Annotated in this window: 18 protein-coding genes; all 18 read left to right on the forward strand. The window is 31.2% G+C overall.

The annotated features are described in order from the left end of the window. Positions 1-17 precede the first annotated feature (17 nt). Positions 18-647: a dTMP kinase gene (tmk, locus tag SAPIS_RS00045; RefSeq protein ID WP_023788791.1), complete on the forward strand. Its 630-nt coding sequence runs from the start codon at positions 18-20 to the stop codon at positions 645-647. Further along, complete coding sequence (locus SAPIS_RS05135) at positions 647-1393, forward strand: DNA polymerase III subunit delta' (protein WP_023788792.1); 747 nt, start codon at positions 647-649, stop codon at positions 1391-1393. Before tmk ends, SAPIS_RS05135 begins: the two co-directional genes overlap by 1 nt. Continuing rightward, complete coding sequence (locus tag SAPIS_RS00055) at positions 1393-2136, forward strand: tRNA1(Val) (adenine(37)-N6)-methyltransferase (RefSeq protein WP_023788793.1); 744 nt, start codon at positions 1393-1395, stop codon at positions 2134-2136. The genes SAPIS_RS05135 and SAPIS_RS00055 overlap by 1 nt, the downstream gene beginning before the upstream one ends. Then, positions 2117-3277 (forward strand): tRNA lysidine(34) synthetase TilS, encoded by a 1161-nt coding sequence (gene tilS, locus SAPIS_RS00060; RefSeq protein WP_023788794.1) that lies wholly within the window; start codon positions 2117-2119, stop codon positions 3275-3277. Before SAPIS_RS00055 ends, tilS begins: the two co-directional genes overlap by 20 nt. Before the next feature lie 56 nt (positions 3278-3333). After that, the gene (gene ftsH / locus SAPIS_RS00065) at positions 3334-5223 is read left to right on the forward strand and encodes an ATP-dependent zinc metalloprotease FtsH (protein WP_023788795.1); all 1890 of its coding nucleotides are present in this window, start codon (positions 3334-3336) and stop codon (positions 5221-5223) included. 66 nt (positions 5224-5289) lie between these two features. Next, positions 5290-6150: an Hsp33 family molecular chaperone HslO gene (locus SAPIS_RS00070; protein ID WP_023788796.1), complete on the forward strand. Its 861-nt coding sequence runs from the start codon at positions 5290-5292 to the stop codon at positions 6148-6150. 52 nt (positions 6151-6202) lie between these two features. Next, complete coding sequence (locus SAPIS_RS00075) at positions 6203-7180, forward strand: ABC transporter ATP-binding protein (protein WP_023788797.1); 978 nt, start codon at positions 6203-6205, stop codon at positions 7178-7180. 104 nt (positions 7181-7284) lie between these two features. Next, positions 7285-7599, forward strand: coding sequence for a DUF1904 family protein (locus SAPIS_RS00080; RefSeq protein WP_023788798.1), 315 nt, complete (start codon positions 7285-7287; stop codon positions 7597-7599). Beyond that, the gene (dusB, locus tag SAPIS_RS00085; protein WP_023788799.1) at positions 7599-8570 is read left to right on the forward strand and encodes a tRNA dihydrouridine synthase DusB; all 972 of its coding nucleotides are present in this window, start codon (positions 7599-7601) and stop codon (positions 8568-8570) included. Before SAPIS_RS00080 ends, dusB begins: the two co-directional genes overlap by 1 nt. A gap of 10 nt (positions 8571-8580) precedes the next feature. Then, positions 8581-10089 (forward strand): lysine--tRNA ligase, encoded by a 1509-nt coding sequence (gene lysS, locus SAPIS_RS00090; protein WP_023788800.1) that lies wholly within the window; start codon positions 8581-8583, stop codon positions 10087-10089. Positions 10090-10091: 2 nt separating this feature from the next. Continuing rightward, complete coding sequence (locus tag SAPIS_RS00095) at positions 10092-11096, forward strand: class-II aminoacyl-tRNA synthetase family protein (RefSeq protein WP_023788801.1); 1005 nt, start codon at positions 10092-10094, stop codon at positions 11094-11096. Between the two features lie 41 nt (positions 11097-11137). After that, the gene (locus SAPIS_RS00100) at positions 11138-11764 is read left to right on the forward strand and encodes a 2-C-methyl-D-erythritol 4-phosphate cytidylyltransferase (protein WP_023788802.1); all 627 of its coding nucleotides are present in this window, start codon (positions 11138-11140) and stop codon (positions 11762-11764) included. 123 nt (positions 11765-11887) lie between these two features. Beyond that, a complete protein-coding gene (gene rpsF / locus SAPIS_RS00105; RefSeq protein WP_023788803.1) occupies positions 11888-12367 on the forward strand; it encodes a 30S ribosomal protein S6 in 480 nt (159 codons plus the stop codon). Positions 12368-12385: 18 nt separating this feature from the next. Beyond that, complete coding sequence (locus SAPIS_RS00110; protein WP_023788804.1) at positions 12386-12835, forward strand: single-stranded DNA-binding protein; 450 nt, start codon at positions 12386-12388, stop codon at positions 12833-12835. A gap of 14 nt (positions 12836-12849) precedes the next feature. After that, positions 12850-13071, forward strand: a complete 222-nt coding sequence (gene rpsR / locus SAPIS_RS00115) for a 30S ribosomal protein S18 (RefSeq protein WP_023788805.1) — start codon at positions 12850-12852, stop codon at positions 13069-13071. Positions 13072-13154: 83 nt separating this feature from the next. Continuing rightward, positions 13155-13607 (forward strand): 50S ribosomal protein L9, encoded by a 453-nt coding sequence (gene rplI / locus SAPIS_RS00120; RefSeq protein ID WP_023788806.1) that lies wholly within the window; start codon positions 13155-13157, stop codon positions 13605-13607. After that, positions 13600-14949, forward strand: coding sequence for a replicative DNA helicase (dnaB, locus tag SAPIS_RS00125; protein ID WP_023788807.1), 1350 nt, complete (start codon positions 13600-13602; stop codon positions 14947-14949). Before rplI ends, dnaB begins: the two co-directional genes overlap by 8 nt. Before the next feature lie 199 nt (positions 14950-15148). Beyond that, on the forward strand, positions 15149-16288 hold the full coding sequence (locus SAPIS_RS00130; RefSeq protein WP_023788808.1) for a hypothetical protein: 1140 nt from the start codon (positions 15149-15151) through the stop codon (positions 16286-16288). The last annotated feature ends 37 nt before the right edge of the window (positions 16289-16325 follow it).

The following is a 16325-nucleotide window of genomic DNA, read 5'->3' on the forward strand; positions in this document are numbered from 1 at the left end:
GAAATGAGGGAATTAATATGTTATTTATTTCACTAGAAGGAATTGATGGTTCTGGAAAAACCACAATATCAAAAATGATTAAGGATAAATTACTGCAAAAAGGTTACCAGGTACTATTGACAAGAGAACCGGGTGGAGAACCTATGTCTGAGAATATTAGAAAAATAATCTTGGATCCAGAAGCAAAAATTACTCCTTGAACAGAAACACTTCTCTATGTTGCGGCAAGAAAGCAACACTTAGATACCATAATAATACCCGCATTAAAAAAAGGGATTATCGTTATTTGTGACAGGTTTATGGACTCAACATCAGCATATCAAGGTTGTGGAAGAAATATTGGAATGGCAGACGTTGACGAGTTACAAAATATAGTATTAGGTTCTACAAAACCAGATTTAACAATATTTTTTGATATCACTCCAAAAGAAGCGCAAATACGATTGATCAATAGAAAAAGAACCGTGGATAGGTTAGAACAAGAAGATCAGAAGTTTCATGAGGCAGTTTATGAAGGTTATCAAATGCTAATATCAGAAAACTCAGATCGCATAAAAGTTGTAGACTCAAGAAAACAAATTAATGAAGTATTACAACAAGTTGATTTTCTTGTTGCTAACGCGATAAATGAAAGAATGAAAAAGTAATGGAATTAAATGGTGTTTATGGGTATGTAAATGAATTACTTTTAAAAAAAATAATGTACCAAGCAATAATTGTTTCTGGTGATAATCAGAAACTATTAAATGAATGTGCACACGAACTATCAAGAATGTTAGTTTGTGAAAATAACTCTTTAAGTTTTGATGACTGTGCTTGATGTGTTAAGGCGAATAAAAACTTATTATCAAACGTTGTTGAATTAGGCGATGCTAACACTGAAATAAAGAAAACATCAGTTTCAGCTATGATAAGAGAATTTAACACTAGCAACATTGAACAAAATGATAAAAGAATATATATTGTAAAAAATGCTGAAAATTTAAACTTACAAGCAGCAAATGCAATCTTGAAGTTCTTAGAAGAACCAACAAAAAACACGTTTGCAATATTTTTAACCATAGACAGAAATGCAATTCTACAAACCATAAGGTCAAGGTGTAAGTTTTTAACGTTGAATACTTGTAAAAAAGAGTATTCAAAAAGTAATAATTTAACAATACTTATAGATAAAAAACAAAAACAAAAAATATTACTCTATGGTCAGGTTCTGAAAAAGCAAGATAAAGAGGAAGTTTTAGACATACTCGAAGTTCTGTATAATTATTTGTTAATAAAAGGTTTTCCTTCGATTGCTGAAAAAGCACTAGATCTGATTAGAATAATTCAAAAAGGCGGTAGTCATTTTTTGGCGATAGAGGATCTTTTGATTAGTATAAGTGAGGTAATCTAGTGGAAGTTCTAAATAATGTGTTAGGTTTTAAAGACTTAAAGATAATACAAAACACAAAGATGTTTTCGTTCTCGCTTGATTCAGTACTTCTATCAAATTATTATAAACCTAACAAAAAAGTTAAATTTATTGCTGATTTTGGGACCAATAATGGCATTATACCTTTGTTAATTTCAAGGATTTCTGATTGTAGAATTTGAGGTTTAGAAATTCAAAAAGAAGCGTGTAACTTAGCTAAAAAAAATATGCTTCTGAATAACTTAGAACATAGGGTTAGCATTATTGAATGTGATTTAAGAGAATATGTAAAGAATAAGAATAACTTTTTTGATGTCGTATACTCTAACCCGCCATTCTTTAAAGTGGATGATGGATCAAAACTTAACAAAAAAAGTGAGCATTTAATTCCTGCAAGACACGAAACTTCACTGACTCTAGATGAAACGATATACTCAGCTAAAGTGGCCCTAAAAAACGGAGGAACACTTGTTATGATACATTTAGCTGAAAGGTTAGAGGAAATAGTTGTTTCTTTAAAACAACATAATTTCTCTTTAAAAACATTAAGGATTGTTTATTCTAAAAAAGGTGGGATTGCAAAAAAAGTATTGTTGACAGCAATAAATGATGGTAATCAAGGAATTACAATATTAGAACCACTTTATGTGCATAACCCAGATGGTTCATACACTGAAGAAGTTATTAAAATGTTTGGTGAAACTAATGAGAAAATTTCAGAATAAAAAGTTTTTGATAGGACTCTCTGGTGGACCAGATAGCGTTTATTTGTTGAATAAGATCAAAAACAAGATACCAAAAAATAACTTAATTGCTTGCCATGTAAATTATAACTATCGAGAAGACTCGTCAGTTGATAAAAATATTTGCATAAAAATTTGCGAAAAGTATAACATAAAACTATTTGTTAAAGAAGTCCTTGTTGATTACAAAAGATTAAGTGTTAATTTTGAAGCTTGAGCTAGAGAAGTGAGATATGAGTACTTTTGTGAATTAGTTAGTCAACAACTCGCTGATGTCATTTTGATTGCGCATAATCAGAATGACGATGTGGAAACCTTTTTAATGCAATTACAGAAGAACTCTCTTCCTAACCACTATGGTATAGAGAAATTGAGTTATTATAAGAGTACTCCTATATATAGACCCATTTTAAATATAAAAAAATCAAGAATCATGAAATACCTAATTAAAAATAAAATCGCTTACGCAATTGATAGTACAAATGAAAATTCAATGTTTACTAGAAATAAAGTTAGAAAAAGTCTTATGGAAAATGATTTTAGAAGGCTTTTAAAAGAAAAGAAAAATAAAAATAAACAATTAAAAATATGAGATAAAAAAATCCGTAAAACGTTGGAAAAAGGATTTTTATCAGTTAAAGATTTATCCAATGTTTTCGAGTATAATCAAAGACTCGTATTTGAGTATTTTAAGAGTAAAGATGTTGGTAGCTTGCTTTTCACACGAAAAAAAGCCACTCTTAAAGAATTGATTAAACAATTGCTTAGCAACAAAACCTTCCTGAAAATCAGTTTGGGTGGTTATTCTCTAATCAAAGATTACAATCTGATATACCTGCTAAAAGACAATGAATGACAAACCATAACTTTAAAAAACAATAATGCTCAAAGCGACATGTCTTACTTTTCAAATATAAAAGAAATTAAAACCATATTAGACAAGCATAAAATAGGTGAAAACCTTATAATAACAAACGATTGAAAAACTTTTAAAGACAAAGTCTTTTACAAAAATAAAAAGTTATCTAAATATTATAAGGATAACAAAATCTCATATTTGAAAAGAAATAGGGTTGGGTTGGTAATTAAAGATAACATGCTTTTATTAAATGAAAAACTTTAAAACTATTTTGTTTATAATGATAAAATTATATCGAAAACTTAGAAAATGGTGAATATATGAAAAACAAAAAAACATTTTGACTATGGTTTCTGTTTTTAGCAGCTATCGTTATTCTTGGGGTTTCTGTCTATTTGTTACAAAAAAGTACATCTCAGGTATTAACGTGAGAAGAATTCAATAGACTAAGCCTTGGTGACCTTATTGATAAAGATGCAACCACTGCCCAAAAATTTAATAACGGTTGAATTGCTGTTAATGGCTGGTATTGACTCGATGGTGCAAAACACAAGTTCTATACTGTCATGAATGAAGAACAGTTTAGTCAAGTATCCGCCTTTAATGGTATAAGATGAATCGTTGAAGCTGGATCTTCTTGAATGTCTCTAGTAACAAGCTTCTTACCTATGATAATCCTTATAGTTTTTTACATTTGAATGTTCAATTCAATGTCAAAAGGCGGAATGGGTGGCGGAATGTTTGGTGGAAAAAAACAACGCCCCCGTGAAACAAAATCAGATGTAAAATTTGCTAATGTCGCAGGTATTAACGAAGAAAAACAAGAACTCGTTGAGTTAGTTGATTATTTAAAAAACCCAAATAAGTATGCACAAATGGGTGCACGGATACCAAAAGGGGTTCTTATGGAAGGGCCACCAGGAACAGGTAAAACCTTACTTGCTAAAGCTGTTGCCGGCGAGGCTGGGGTTGCATTTTTCTCTATGGCTGGTTCGGAGTTTGAGGAGATGTTTGTAGGTTTAGGTGCAAGTAGAGTTAGGGACTTATTTAGTGACGCAAAAAAAGCTGCACCTTGTATAATTTTCATTGATGAAATAGATGCAGTAGGTAGAAAACGTAACTCATCTATGGGAACAGGAACTACAGAACAAACATTAAACCAACTATTGGTTGAATTAGATGGTTTCGACACTAACTCGGGTGTAATTGTTATGGCAGCAACTAACAGAGTTGATGTCTTAGATCCTGCGTTACTAAGACCAGGAAGATTCGACAGAACTATTCAAATATCATTACCAGATATTAGAGAACGTGAAGAAATTTTAAAACTTCATGCAAAAAACAAATCTGTTTCACCTGAAATAAATTGAAAAAGAGTTGCTGAAAGAACACCAGGATTCTCTGGTGCGCAACTAGAAAACGTTTTGAATGAAGCTGCTATTTTAGTTGTTAGGGATAAAAGAAAAATGATAACTTTAAACGATATCGATGAAGCAATAGATAGAGTTGTTGGAGGTCCTGCTAAAAAATCAAGAGCAATGACATTACAAGATAAACAAGTGGTTTCTTACCATGAAGCAGGACATGCTCTAATCGGTCTAAAATTGTCAGCGGCGTCAAAAGTTCAAAAGGTAACTATAATACCACGTGGTAATGCCGGTGGCTACACAATTATGACACCTAAAGACGAGTCAAACTTTTCTTCAAAAGAGGATCTATTTGCATCGATTGCAGGTTATCTAGGTGGTAGAGCTGCTGAAGAAATTATTTTTGGTAAAGATAATATAACAACAGGGGCCCACGATGATTTAGATAAAGCTACAAACATTGCAAGAAGAATGGTTACTCAGTTTGGTATGTCTTCACTTGGTCTAACGAAATATTTAACAATGCAAGAAGAATCATACGGTCAAACCAAAGGGATATACTCAGATGAAGTGGCTTATAAAATTGATACTGAAATAGACAAAATTTTAATTGAGTGCTATAACGTAGCTTTCAAAACAATTAATGAATATAGAGATTTGTTAGAACTAATCGCTGAATCACTACGTATTTTAGAAACAATTACAGCAGAACAAATTGAATATATAAATAAAAATAATAAGCTTCCGAAAGAAGTAATTCTTGAAAAAGAAAGAAAAGAAAAAGAAGAAGCAAAAAAAGAATCTGGCGAAATCTTAGAGTTTGAACCAGACGAAGAAAAATAATAAACCCGGAAGGGTTTTTTATTTCAAACTAGTATGTGTAAAATTATATAGTAGGAGAAATTAACTATGGATATGCAAATAAGAGCAATAAGTGAAAAAAATAATATTAAAATGTCGGTAGTAGATATTACCGAATCGTTAGCTGAAATTACGGTTTTACAAAAAACAAATCCCTTAGCATCGGTAGCTCTAGGAAGAACATTGATCGCTAACGCTCTTGTCAGTCTTAGTGTAAAAGATGGCGACAAAGTATCAACAAACATAAATGGGATGGGGCTCGGAGGAACAATAATAGCAGAGTTTCAAAATAACACTATTAGGGGATACATTGAGAAACCTAACTTCGATATTGAAAAAGTTCAAGAAGGTGAGGGTAGCGCCTTATCTCAAGTTGTAGGAACAAATGGGTTTTTACAAGTAACAAGAGAGCTGAATACAAAAGAACCATATACCTCAAGAGTAGAGTTGATTTCCAGTGAAATCAATATGGATTTTATGTATTATTTGCAACAAAGTGATCAAATCAAGTCACTCATAACCACAAGTGTAGAATTAAATGATGATGGTACTATTAAAAAAGCATGTGGAATAATGTTACAACTTTTACCTGGATATAGTGATGAAACAATTGATTACATCGAAGAAAAAATAGGAAGTTTGAGTCATCTTATAAATACTCTTGTAGCTTCAACCAATTATGAGGCGCTTTTAAAGGACATATGTGACGACAGCAAAGTACTGGATATCGCTAAACTCAGATTTGAATGTACTTGTAACTTAAGTAAAGTTATGGAGTCAGTTAAGTTATTAGGAGTGGAAGAATTGAAAAAAGCTTATACGGAAGGAGAAGTTATTGAAGTTATTTGTGATTTTTGTAAAAAAAAGTATAACGTTAATCCAAAAGAATTAGAAAACTTACTTGTGTAATTATGTTAAAATTTTAGTGACGCTATATAATTCTCAAGGAAGGATGTCTAAAATGAATAATAAAGATAACAACAAAGAATTACAAAAGTCTTCGGAACCGAATTCAAAAGAAAAAAAAAGCAAGAGCAGAGAAAATATTAAACCATTAGTTCAAGAACGTGAGTTTAAAATAATCGATGCTCCTGAAAATACTGATGAAGGGGTTAAAGGTTTCAAACAAAGAATAAAAGTACAAAAACAATTGACTTCTAGATACTCAAAAGAAATCTTAAAAGGTTCAATAATTTCAACGACTGGTGTCGAGCCACAAACTTCTAAGTATGTTACTGAATTAGTTAACGTAAAAAAATGATACGTAACTGGAGATATGTTAACACCAGTTTTAAGGGGTATAAATCTTAAATTAGAGAGAGGAAAGTTTATAGTTATTTTAGGTCCTTCTGGATCTGGTAAGACCACATTGCTTAACACAATCTCTGGTCTTGATAAAGCAAACGAAGGAGATGTTTTCGTTTTAGGAAGTAACTTAACATTATTAAAAGACTCTCATTTGACTAAATTTAGAAGGGAAAATGTTGGTTTTATTTTCCAACAGTATAATTTACTTTCTAACCTAACAGCAAAAGAGAACGCTGAAGTCGGAGAGAATTTAAGTAAAAACAAAGAGGGAAGTATGTCAATTGAAGATATATTTAAAACAATTGGTATGGAAGAACAAATGAACAAATATCCTCATCAAATGTCTGGTGGACAACAGCAAAGAGTTTCCATCGCAAGGGCATTAGCAAAAAATCCTGAAATTCTTTTTGGTGATGAGCCAACAGGAGCACTTGATGAGGAAATGGGACGAAAAGTGTTGGACATTCTTGTAGATGTAAAAAACAAGTACAATACTACAGTTATTGTTGTTACTCACAACCCAAACATAAGTGAAATTGGTGACACCGTTATCCATGTACGTAATGGATTGATTGATGAAATACGGCAAAATCCAAATCCTAAAAAACCTTCAGAGATTGATTGATCTTAAAACCTACAAGGTTTTTTTTTTTTTTTTATAACCAATTAGGAAATAGTTTCTTTAAAATAATAGAAATATATATATAATTATATTTGTAAAGGTGGGGATTAATTATGCCAATATTTAGTTTTAGGGGAGTACCAGAAGAAAAGGTGCGAGAATACTATAATAAAGTAGATGAAATAGGAAAACTTATAAATGCAAACGTAAAGAAAATTGTTTTTTGGTTTGAACCTTATAAACTTATAGGTGATTCTCGTCAAGAAAATGCTATTTTAGTGAAGGTTGATTGAATAGGTAGACCGCTAAAGCAAGAATTGCTAGCGAAGCATATTCAAGAAAATTTCTCAAATTACTCAGATAATATTTATGTACAATTCAATGAGGTAAATAACTTTTTATATTTAAATGGAGTATGTGTAGGATAATGAAAATTAAAAATCTAGAAATTAAGGGCAGCATTTTTTTAGGACCTATGGCCGGTACAACAAATGCTGCTTTTAGAATAATTTGTAAGGAAAAAGGAGCTGCATTAGTTTACGCAGAAATGGTTAGTACAGAAGGTTTAGTTCACAATAATAAAAAAACTAAAACAATGATTGAAGTCTCAGATTTGGAACATCCAATATCATTGCAAATATTTGGTTTTGATGTTAATTCATTTGTTGAAGCTGCAAAAATAGTTGAAGAGTATTCTACCTGTGATGTAATTGATATCAACATGGGTTGTCCAGCTCCTAAAGTAGCTGTTAGAAGCCAAGCGGGCGCAAACCTATTGAAATATGAAGATAAAGTTGGGGAAGTAATTAAAGCTGTTGTAGAAAATACCACAAAGCCAGTAACAGTCAAGATGAGAATTGGTTGGGATGAAACAAGCAAAAATGTAGTTGAACTAGCCAAGATTGCGGAAAAAAATGGTGCTAGTGCAATAGCTGTGCATGGAAGAACAAGAAACCAATTCTTTACAGGAAAAGCAGACTGGTCTTGAATTAAAAAAGTCAAGGAAAGTGTTTCTATTCCTGTAATTGGCAATGGTGATGTTGTTGACGGACCAACAGCCAAAAAAATGTTGGATGAGACTGGTTGCGACGGAATCATGATAGCCAGAGCGGCACAAGGTAACCCATGAGTATTTAGAGAGATACAACACTATATCGATACTGGTGAAGAACTTCCGAAACCATCTTATGAAGAATGAAAAGAAACTGTTCTGAGACACGCAAACTTATTAATAGATATGCGTGGAGAAGAACTTGGCATTAGAGAAATGCGTAAGCAATTATTATGATACTTAGCTGTCTTGGAAAAACGCCCTGTAGTATTAGAAATGAAAAAAATGGCAACTGAAATAGTTGTATTAAAAGATATATATAATATATTTAATTTATATGAAAGTTAGAGGTTTTAATATGCAAGATAATAATGAACGACAATTCACTGAACAGGAATTAGTACGTAGAAAAAAATATCAAGAATTAGTGGACATGGGTAAAGACCCATTTATAGAGAACCAATATCAAAGAAGTTACAAAATTGTTGATTTATTTGCAGAGTTTGATAAATTTTCTAAAGATGAGTTGAAAAATCATGAAGGGAAAGTTATAAAAGTTGCTGGAAGAATCAGACTATTTAGAGAAGCTGGAAAAAAAGCTATATTTGGTAATATACAAGACCAAGATGGGTTCATCCAATTTTATGCTAGACAAGATGAGTTAGGAGAAGAAGACTTTCCTTTATTTAGAAATTTAGATCTCGGAGATATCATCGGAATAGAAGGAAGCATTATGAAAACTGATCACGGTGAGTTGACAATCAGGGTAAAAAAATATGTTTTACTGACAAAAGCTCTTAAACCATTGCCTGATAAACACTCTGGTATAAGTGATATTGAGGAAAAATATCGCAGGAGATATGTAGACCTTATAATGAATCCTGAAACAAAAAAAACATTTATTTCGAGAAATAAAACCATTAGAACAATACAAAATACACTAGATAAAAAAGGATATATAGAAGTAGAGACCCCAATTTTGCACCCCCAAAGTGGAGGTGCTGCTGCAAAGCCTTTCAAAACTTTTTATAATGCATTAGAAAATGATTTTTACCTTAGAATAGCCACTGAACTACATTTAAAAAGATGTATTGTTGGTGGTTTTGAGGGTGTATATGAAATAGGTAGATTATTTAGAAATGAAGGTACAAGTACAAGGCATAATCCAGAATTCACCTCAATTGAAATTTATGTAGCATATCAAAATATGGAGTTCGTTATGGAACTTTGTGAAGAAATTTTTAAAGAATGTGCCTTAAGTGTATTAGGTAAAACAAATCTATCTTATGGCGGTTTTGATATAGATTTAGGAAAACCTTTTAAAAGATGACATATGGTAGATGCAATTAATGATGTATGTGGTGTTAATTTTTGAGAGGCCATCTCTTATGAAGAAGCTAAAAAACTTGCAACGGAAAAAGGTATAAAAGTTGAAAAACATCACTTCTCAGTGGGTCATATAATAAACTTGTTCTTCGAAGAGTTTGTTGAAAGCACAATTGTTGAACCAACATTTATTTACGGACACCCAAAAGAAATTTCACCACTTTCAAAATCAAATGCAAAAGATCCTAGATTTACTGATAGATTCGAATTATTTATAATAGGAAGAGAATATGCAAATGCATTTTCTGAGTTGAATAATCCAATAGACCAATACGAAAGGTTTTTAGATCAGTTGAAAGAGGCTGACGCCGGTAACGATGAAGCAACAGAAATGGATATTGATTTTGTTGAAGCGTTAGAATATGGTCTACCACCAACCGGTGGGATTGGTATAGGTATTGATAGACTTGTTATGTTATTAACTGGGTCAGATTCTATTAAAGACGTCTTGCTATTTCCACAAATGAAACCGAGGTCATAAAAATGAAGTATGGGATAACACTAGGTTACACATCTAAATTGAACGAGTTAGAAACAATTGAAGGAATCGAGTTTGTTACAAACGAGTTGGAAAGTAGGCTAAAACTTGATTTTGACCTAATAAAAGTCAGAAGTGGGCTTGTAACTGATAAAATTCTTTGGCTAAACGATGATTTCCAACAAACAAAAAGACCAATCGACTTTGATGTATCTTCTGAAAAAATGTATGGTGAATTATTGCAATCAAATAACAAATGAAGAAGATATTTCTTGATGAACAACGGTTTAGTTGAAAATAATCAAGGCATAATAACAAACTTTTCAACAGTTACTCGTGACACTGTTATCGACAATATGAACTCGGTAGTTTATGACGAACTAGGGTTTGAGATTGTAAAACTTGATTATAGTATTGAAGAGATCAACAGCGTTTTAATTAAAGTTTATAAAGCTTTAGTTGAAATAGATTTAGCTTGTTCTTCAAAGTATAACTCACTCGGTAAAAACCATCTCGGAGAAAAATTAACTTTTATATCACATAAAAAACTTAAAGCTTTGTACCCTCTTTTGACATTTAAAGAGCGACTTTCAAAGTTCGGGAAAGATAATGGCAGTTTTGTACTCCAAAATTATGTTGAGAAAACATTAAATCAACAAAAAAATACCCAATTCTCTGAAGATGTCTATGATTTTAATAGTTATTCTAAATTATATGTATACAACAAAAGTTGTGAAAAAGTAACTAGTATGGGATATGTATCGTATCAAGTTGATAGAGAAACGTTGAAGTCCCAAAGCACTATCTTGAAAGAAAACAATAAAACCCAGACATTTTATCATCACTTAATCAAATCTAACAAACTCCCTTTGACAATAACTGGTGGGATTTTTATAAATCGTTATATTATGACTCTTTTAGAAAAGCAACACATAGGCGAAGTCCAATCTTCTCTATGAAATAAAAAGTTTCTTCAATATTGCGAAATCAACAACATTAAAATTTTATAAAAACTAAAACATATATGGAAATTTATATTCAAGGAGTTTAAATGGTTAGTTTAGTAATAGTAGCAAATGGTAAAAGTGTAAGGTTTGGAGAAAACAAACTGCTTTCACAAATTGATAAGGATATTTTAGTTTGCAAAACTATCAAATGTTTCTTGAATATAGCACAAATTACTGAAATCATTGTTGTATGCAACAATGATTTGGCTTTAAAGATCGTAGAAAAAGTTAAGCAAAAATTAATTTTTGTTAAAGGTGGCGCAACAAGGACACTCTCAGTCGCGCAAGGATTAGAAAAGGTAACTAACGAAAAAGTCTTAATCCATGACGGAGCAAGGCCCTTTGTTAAAAAAGAGATGATTGAAGAAATTATCAATTGCCTTAACGTTCATTCAGTTGTGATACCTACAATAAAAATTGTTGATTGTTTAAAAAAGATAGTGGATGACAATGTGAAAACCTTAAATAGAGAAAATTATTTACTAACTCAAACTCCACAAGGCTTTGATACACATTTAATCAAAGAAGCATACAAAAATATTAATATAAATTGAGCAGATGACTGTCAAGCAATAGAAGACTTTGACGATAAACCGAAAATAAAATTTATCAATGGTGATGTTGATAATGTCAAAATAACTTTTATGAAGGATTTGAAACCATCCAGTTAGACCCATTAAAATTAGAGTTTATTTTATGACAAACTCTTTTTTTTAGTTTATAATAAGTTTGCGAGTTAATTTTAATTAACTCCTTGCCTTTTTTAGGCCAATAGACCATAAGGAGAATTATACATGATTAGAAAATACGAAATAATGTATATTTTAGATCAAGATACTACCGATGTTAAAGCAACACAGAAAAAATTACATGATGTGTTGACAAGTAACGGTGGGAAAATCCTAGAGTCAGAAGACTGAGGATTAAAAGACTTTGCTTTTGAAATAAACAAAAAGAAAAAAGGACACTATACTGTTTTAATTGTTGAAACAGACTCATCTAATATTTTAGAGTTCCAAAGAATCTCAAGAATAGATAAAAATGTGGTAAGGGAATTAGTGATAAATACTGAAAATGAAAAAAAATATATTCAGTCAACTAAGCTAGCAAAAACAGATATGTCAAAATACAAAGAAGAAAAAAAACCACAAAGAAGCTTCGACAGAAAACCAGGGGCTAAAAGATACGATGACAAAAGCAACGGTATAAAAAAAGAATATAAAAAACCAAATGACAAAGAAGAAATAACAAATGACACAGAATCGAATAAATAATTATTATAAGGAGGTATTATGAATTCAGTTAACTTAATCGGGAGAATAACTAAGGATCCAGAGTTAAAAACTGCATCCAACGGTAAAGTATATTCTTCATTTACACTTGCTGTAAATGAATACTCAAATGGTACCCAGTATACTCAATTTGTACCTTGTTTTGTATGAGAAAAATCAGCCGAAAACTTAGTAAAGTATGTTCGTAAAGGAGCACAAATCTCAGTAGAAGGTTCTATCAACGTTAGACAAGATAACAATAATGGACAGTATTCAACTAGCATAACAGTTAGAGTAAACAGGATACAATTTCTAGATAGACAATCTAATACTGGTGTTTCAACCCAAGGAACATTCGCGAACACTCAACAACAAACAGACTCAAATAAGACATCAACAAATATGGATTTTGATTTGATTGAGGATAGCAAAATATCAAACGCTGACGACTCAATATTATGAGAAGATTAATAGGAGAATAGATTATGAAAAAATTTGTTAGAAGAAAAAAAGTAAACTTCTTTGCTAAAAATGGTATCGATTATATCGATTATAAAGATGTGGATTTACTTAAAAAGTTTATTTCAGGCAATGGACAAATATTACCAAAAAGAATTACTGGTACATCACCAAAACATCAAAGAATGTTGGCAACTGCAATAAAAAGAGCCAGAATAATGGGTCTACTACCATTCGTTAGCCAATAGTTACTAACCCTTCTCGAAAGGGTTTTTATTTTGGTCGGACATAAAAACCCCCTAAATTTGTTATAATTACAAGGGTGATAAATATGAAAGTTATACTTTTAAAAGATGTTAAGAATTATGGCAAGAAGGACGAGATTGTTAATGTCTCAGATGGTTTTGCAGTTAATTATCTAATACCCAAGAAACTAGCTATTGTAGCTAGCAAAGATGGTGTTAGTCACTTAAATGTTAAGTTAAAAAAAGAAAGTGAAATATTAAAAAAAGAAAAAGAAGTCATCCAAAAAGAAGCTGAAAAGATTAATAACTTGGAGTTAGGCTTCAAATTAAAGACTCAGGACGGTAAGGTATTTGGGTCGGTATCTTTAACCCAAATTGTTGACCGTTTGAACAAAGAGCACGGAATACTAATTGACAAAAGAAAATTTGAAAAACATGAAAACCTAAATAAACTAGGACTATTTTATTTAAAAATAAAATTAGATCATCAAATAACTACAACTCTTAAGGTTCTTATAGAAGGAAATAAAAATGGATAATTTAATAGATGTTAACCAAGAGTCTATTCTTTTAGATTCAGAAAAAGTTGTGCTCGCTGTAGCAATGCATTCGCCTAAAGCTAGTTTTGAAATATTGACTCAATTGAATGCCGATGATTTCTCCACAGAAGCACACTCTTTTATGTTTGAAGCCATAAACTCTATTAGTTCAAGTAGTCAACTTCCGACAATCACAAAGGTGGCAGATTATTTGCAAGATAAAAAACAACTCGAAAAAGTCGGGGGTATTGATTATATATCGGAAGTGTCCGGTTATTTTTATACAGATGAGGGTGTAGAAAATTATATAGAAATAGTGTTTAAAAATTCTATAGGTAGACAATTAGATAGAACTATAAATAATATTCGACAACTTAGGGAAAGTAAAGCACCTGTTGAGGAGGTCTTTTTAGTTGCTCAACAAAAAATATTAAACATAAAAACAGAGATAAAAAAAGATGATGCTACGGAAGTTAAAAAAACTGTCGTAGAAGTTGTAAAAAAAATAGCAGACCTAGAAACAAATGGTGGCCAAATAACAGGAATACCTTCTGGGTTTGCTTATTTAGATCAACTGACTAACGGTTGACAAAATGGAGATTTAATTATTTTAGCAGCTAGACCATCAATGGGTAAAACTGCGTTTGCTTTGAATTTAACTGTCAATGCTGCTGAAAGAAAAAAAGGTGTTGCTTTTTTCTCACTTGAAATGCCCAAAGAACAGTTAGTTCAACGTATGTTATCCTCTGTATCTGGAGTAGATGCAACCGCTTTGAGAAATGCACAAGGGTTAACAAAAGAAAAATGAAAAAGAATAACAAGTGGTGCAGATGAACTTCAAAAGATGAATATAATCATCGATGACTCTCCGGGGTTAAATGTATTACAATTACAATCTAAGTTGAGAAAAATGAAGAGAGATTTTAATGTTCAAATATGTTTTATTGACTATTTGCAGTTAATATCATCAATAGGCAACAAATTTGATAGTAGGCAAAACGAAGTAGCAGCAATCTCAAGGCAATTAAAAAAAATCGCCAGAGAATTAAACATCCCTATCATTTGCTTATCTCAGTTATCAAGAAGTGTAGAAAAAAGAGAAGAGAAAACACCTTTAATGTCAGATTTAAGGGATTCTGGTGCGATTGAACAAGATGCAGATATAATCATGTTTTTATTTAGAGAAGCATACTACAAAATAAAAGAATATAGTATTGAAGCTGATAATCCAACCGACGAAACTGATGTTATTATATCTAAGCACAGAAACGGTGCAACGGGTGTTGTTAAAGTTAACTTTCTTCGTTCATTCGGTAAGTTTATCGATCAATCTTCGACATAATAGTGAAAAAGCGTGTAAAAAATAACTCCGGTTATTTTTTTTATATATCGAAGTTAGTTTATTTTAGCAGTTAAAAAATATAGGACAACTTAATAGCAAAGTGTATTTGTTTTTCTAAATTGTCGTAGGTAACATTTAAAAAAATGTAAAACCTAAATGTTTTATTGTAAAATTATATATAGAGATTTGAGGTAAGAGAATGAAAAAATTATTATCTATATTCAGTGTACTCACAGTATCTTCAGCCCCTATTGCTACTATCGTTTCATGTGGTGTACCCACAGAAACTTTATCAATAGAAACTAAAGATGGTTATAAGTTGAGTCAGTTCGACAATTCGACCAGTAAGGGAAAACTAGGCGCAATGTCTATTCAACTTTTAGAAGCGATAACTTTCACTGAGACAAAATATCAAAATAAAGAAAAACTAAAAAAACAGCAAGAAACATTGGGAACAAATGGTCTTGGTTTATCTCTTGAAAGTTATTTGAAAAATCAACACGAAGAAAATAGCACTGTTTCTGAAGATTTAAAAAACTTTGAAGACTCATATTCTGCTAAGCGAAACACAAATTTCTCTTCAATCAAATACAATGGGGATGTAACAAAATATAATCCAGAAAATATAAAAACCTTTGAAGTAGTAACGGAAGTAGAGTCTGGTAAAGCCAAAAAACAATACTTGGCAACAGATGAAAACGGTTATAAAATCAAAGGGCAAGGAACATCTTTAAAAGAGTATTTTAAAGATTTTGCAAAACCAGAGAGCGAAACAACCGGAGAAGAAGCTGAAAAAAAAGAACAATCATCATTAACAAACATTAAAAAAGAGTTTGACGAACGAGAAAATACTCTAATTATGGGGAATTTTAATGAAGTTTTAAAAAAAGAATTTAATACAAAGGAAATAGTTAAGTCAAATCAAAACGAAGGTGAAGAAGAGAATACTCCAGTAAAAGCAAATAATTTAAATGAGGAAGGGTGAAAGCTTTTTTTTGATAAGAATAATGAGTTGATTCAAAGCACTTCAACCTTTATACATGGGATGGGTAATTTAGGACAAGTTGTCTTGAAATTTGATGATATAAAGGATACCAAAACACCTAGGGAGTTCGAAATTACATACGATAATTTCGAAAATGTTGTGTTAAGATTTGATCTTAAAGGACAAAAGATCAAAGAAAAAAAGGATGGAGATAAGAGATTTGACACTTATCTATATTGGTACCAACCTGCCGGTTATCAATTTACTGACGAAAAAGCTCTAAGTAATTCTTCGCTTAAAGATATATTTAAGAGTGTTGGTAAGTTACCAAAAATAACAATAAAAAAAATATAGAGATGCATAAGTAATTAACTAAAAAGCTGGATAATTT

The organism is Spiroplasma apis B31 (genome assembly GCF_000500935.1).
Classification (GTDB): domain Bacteria; phylum Bacillota_I; class Bacilli_A; order Mycoplasmatales; family Mycoplasmataceae; genus Spiroplasma_A; species Spiroplasma_A apis.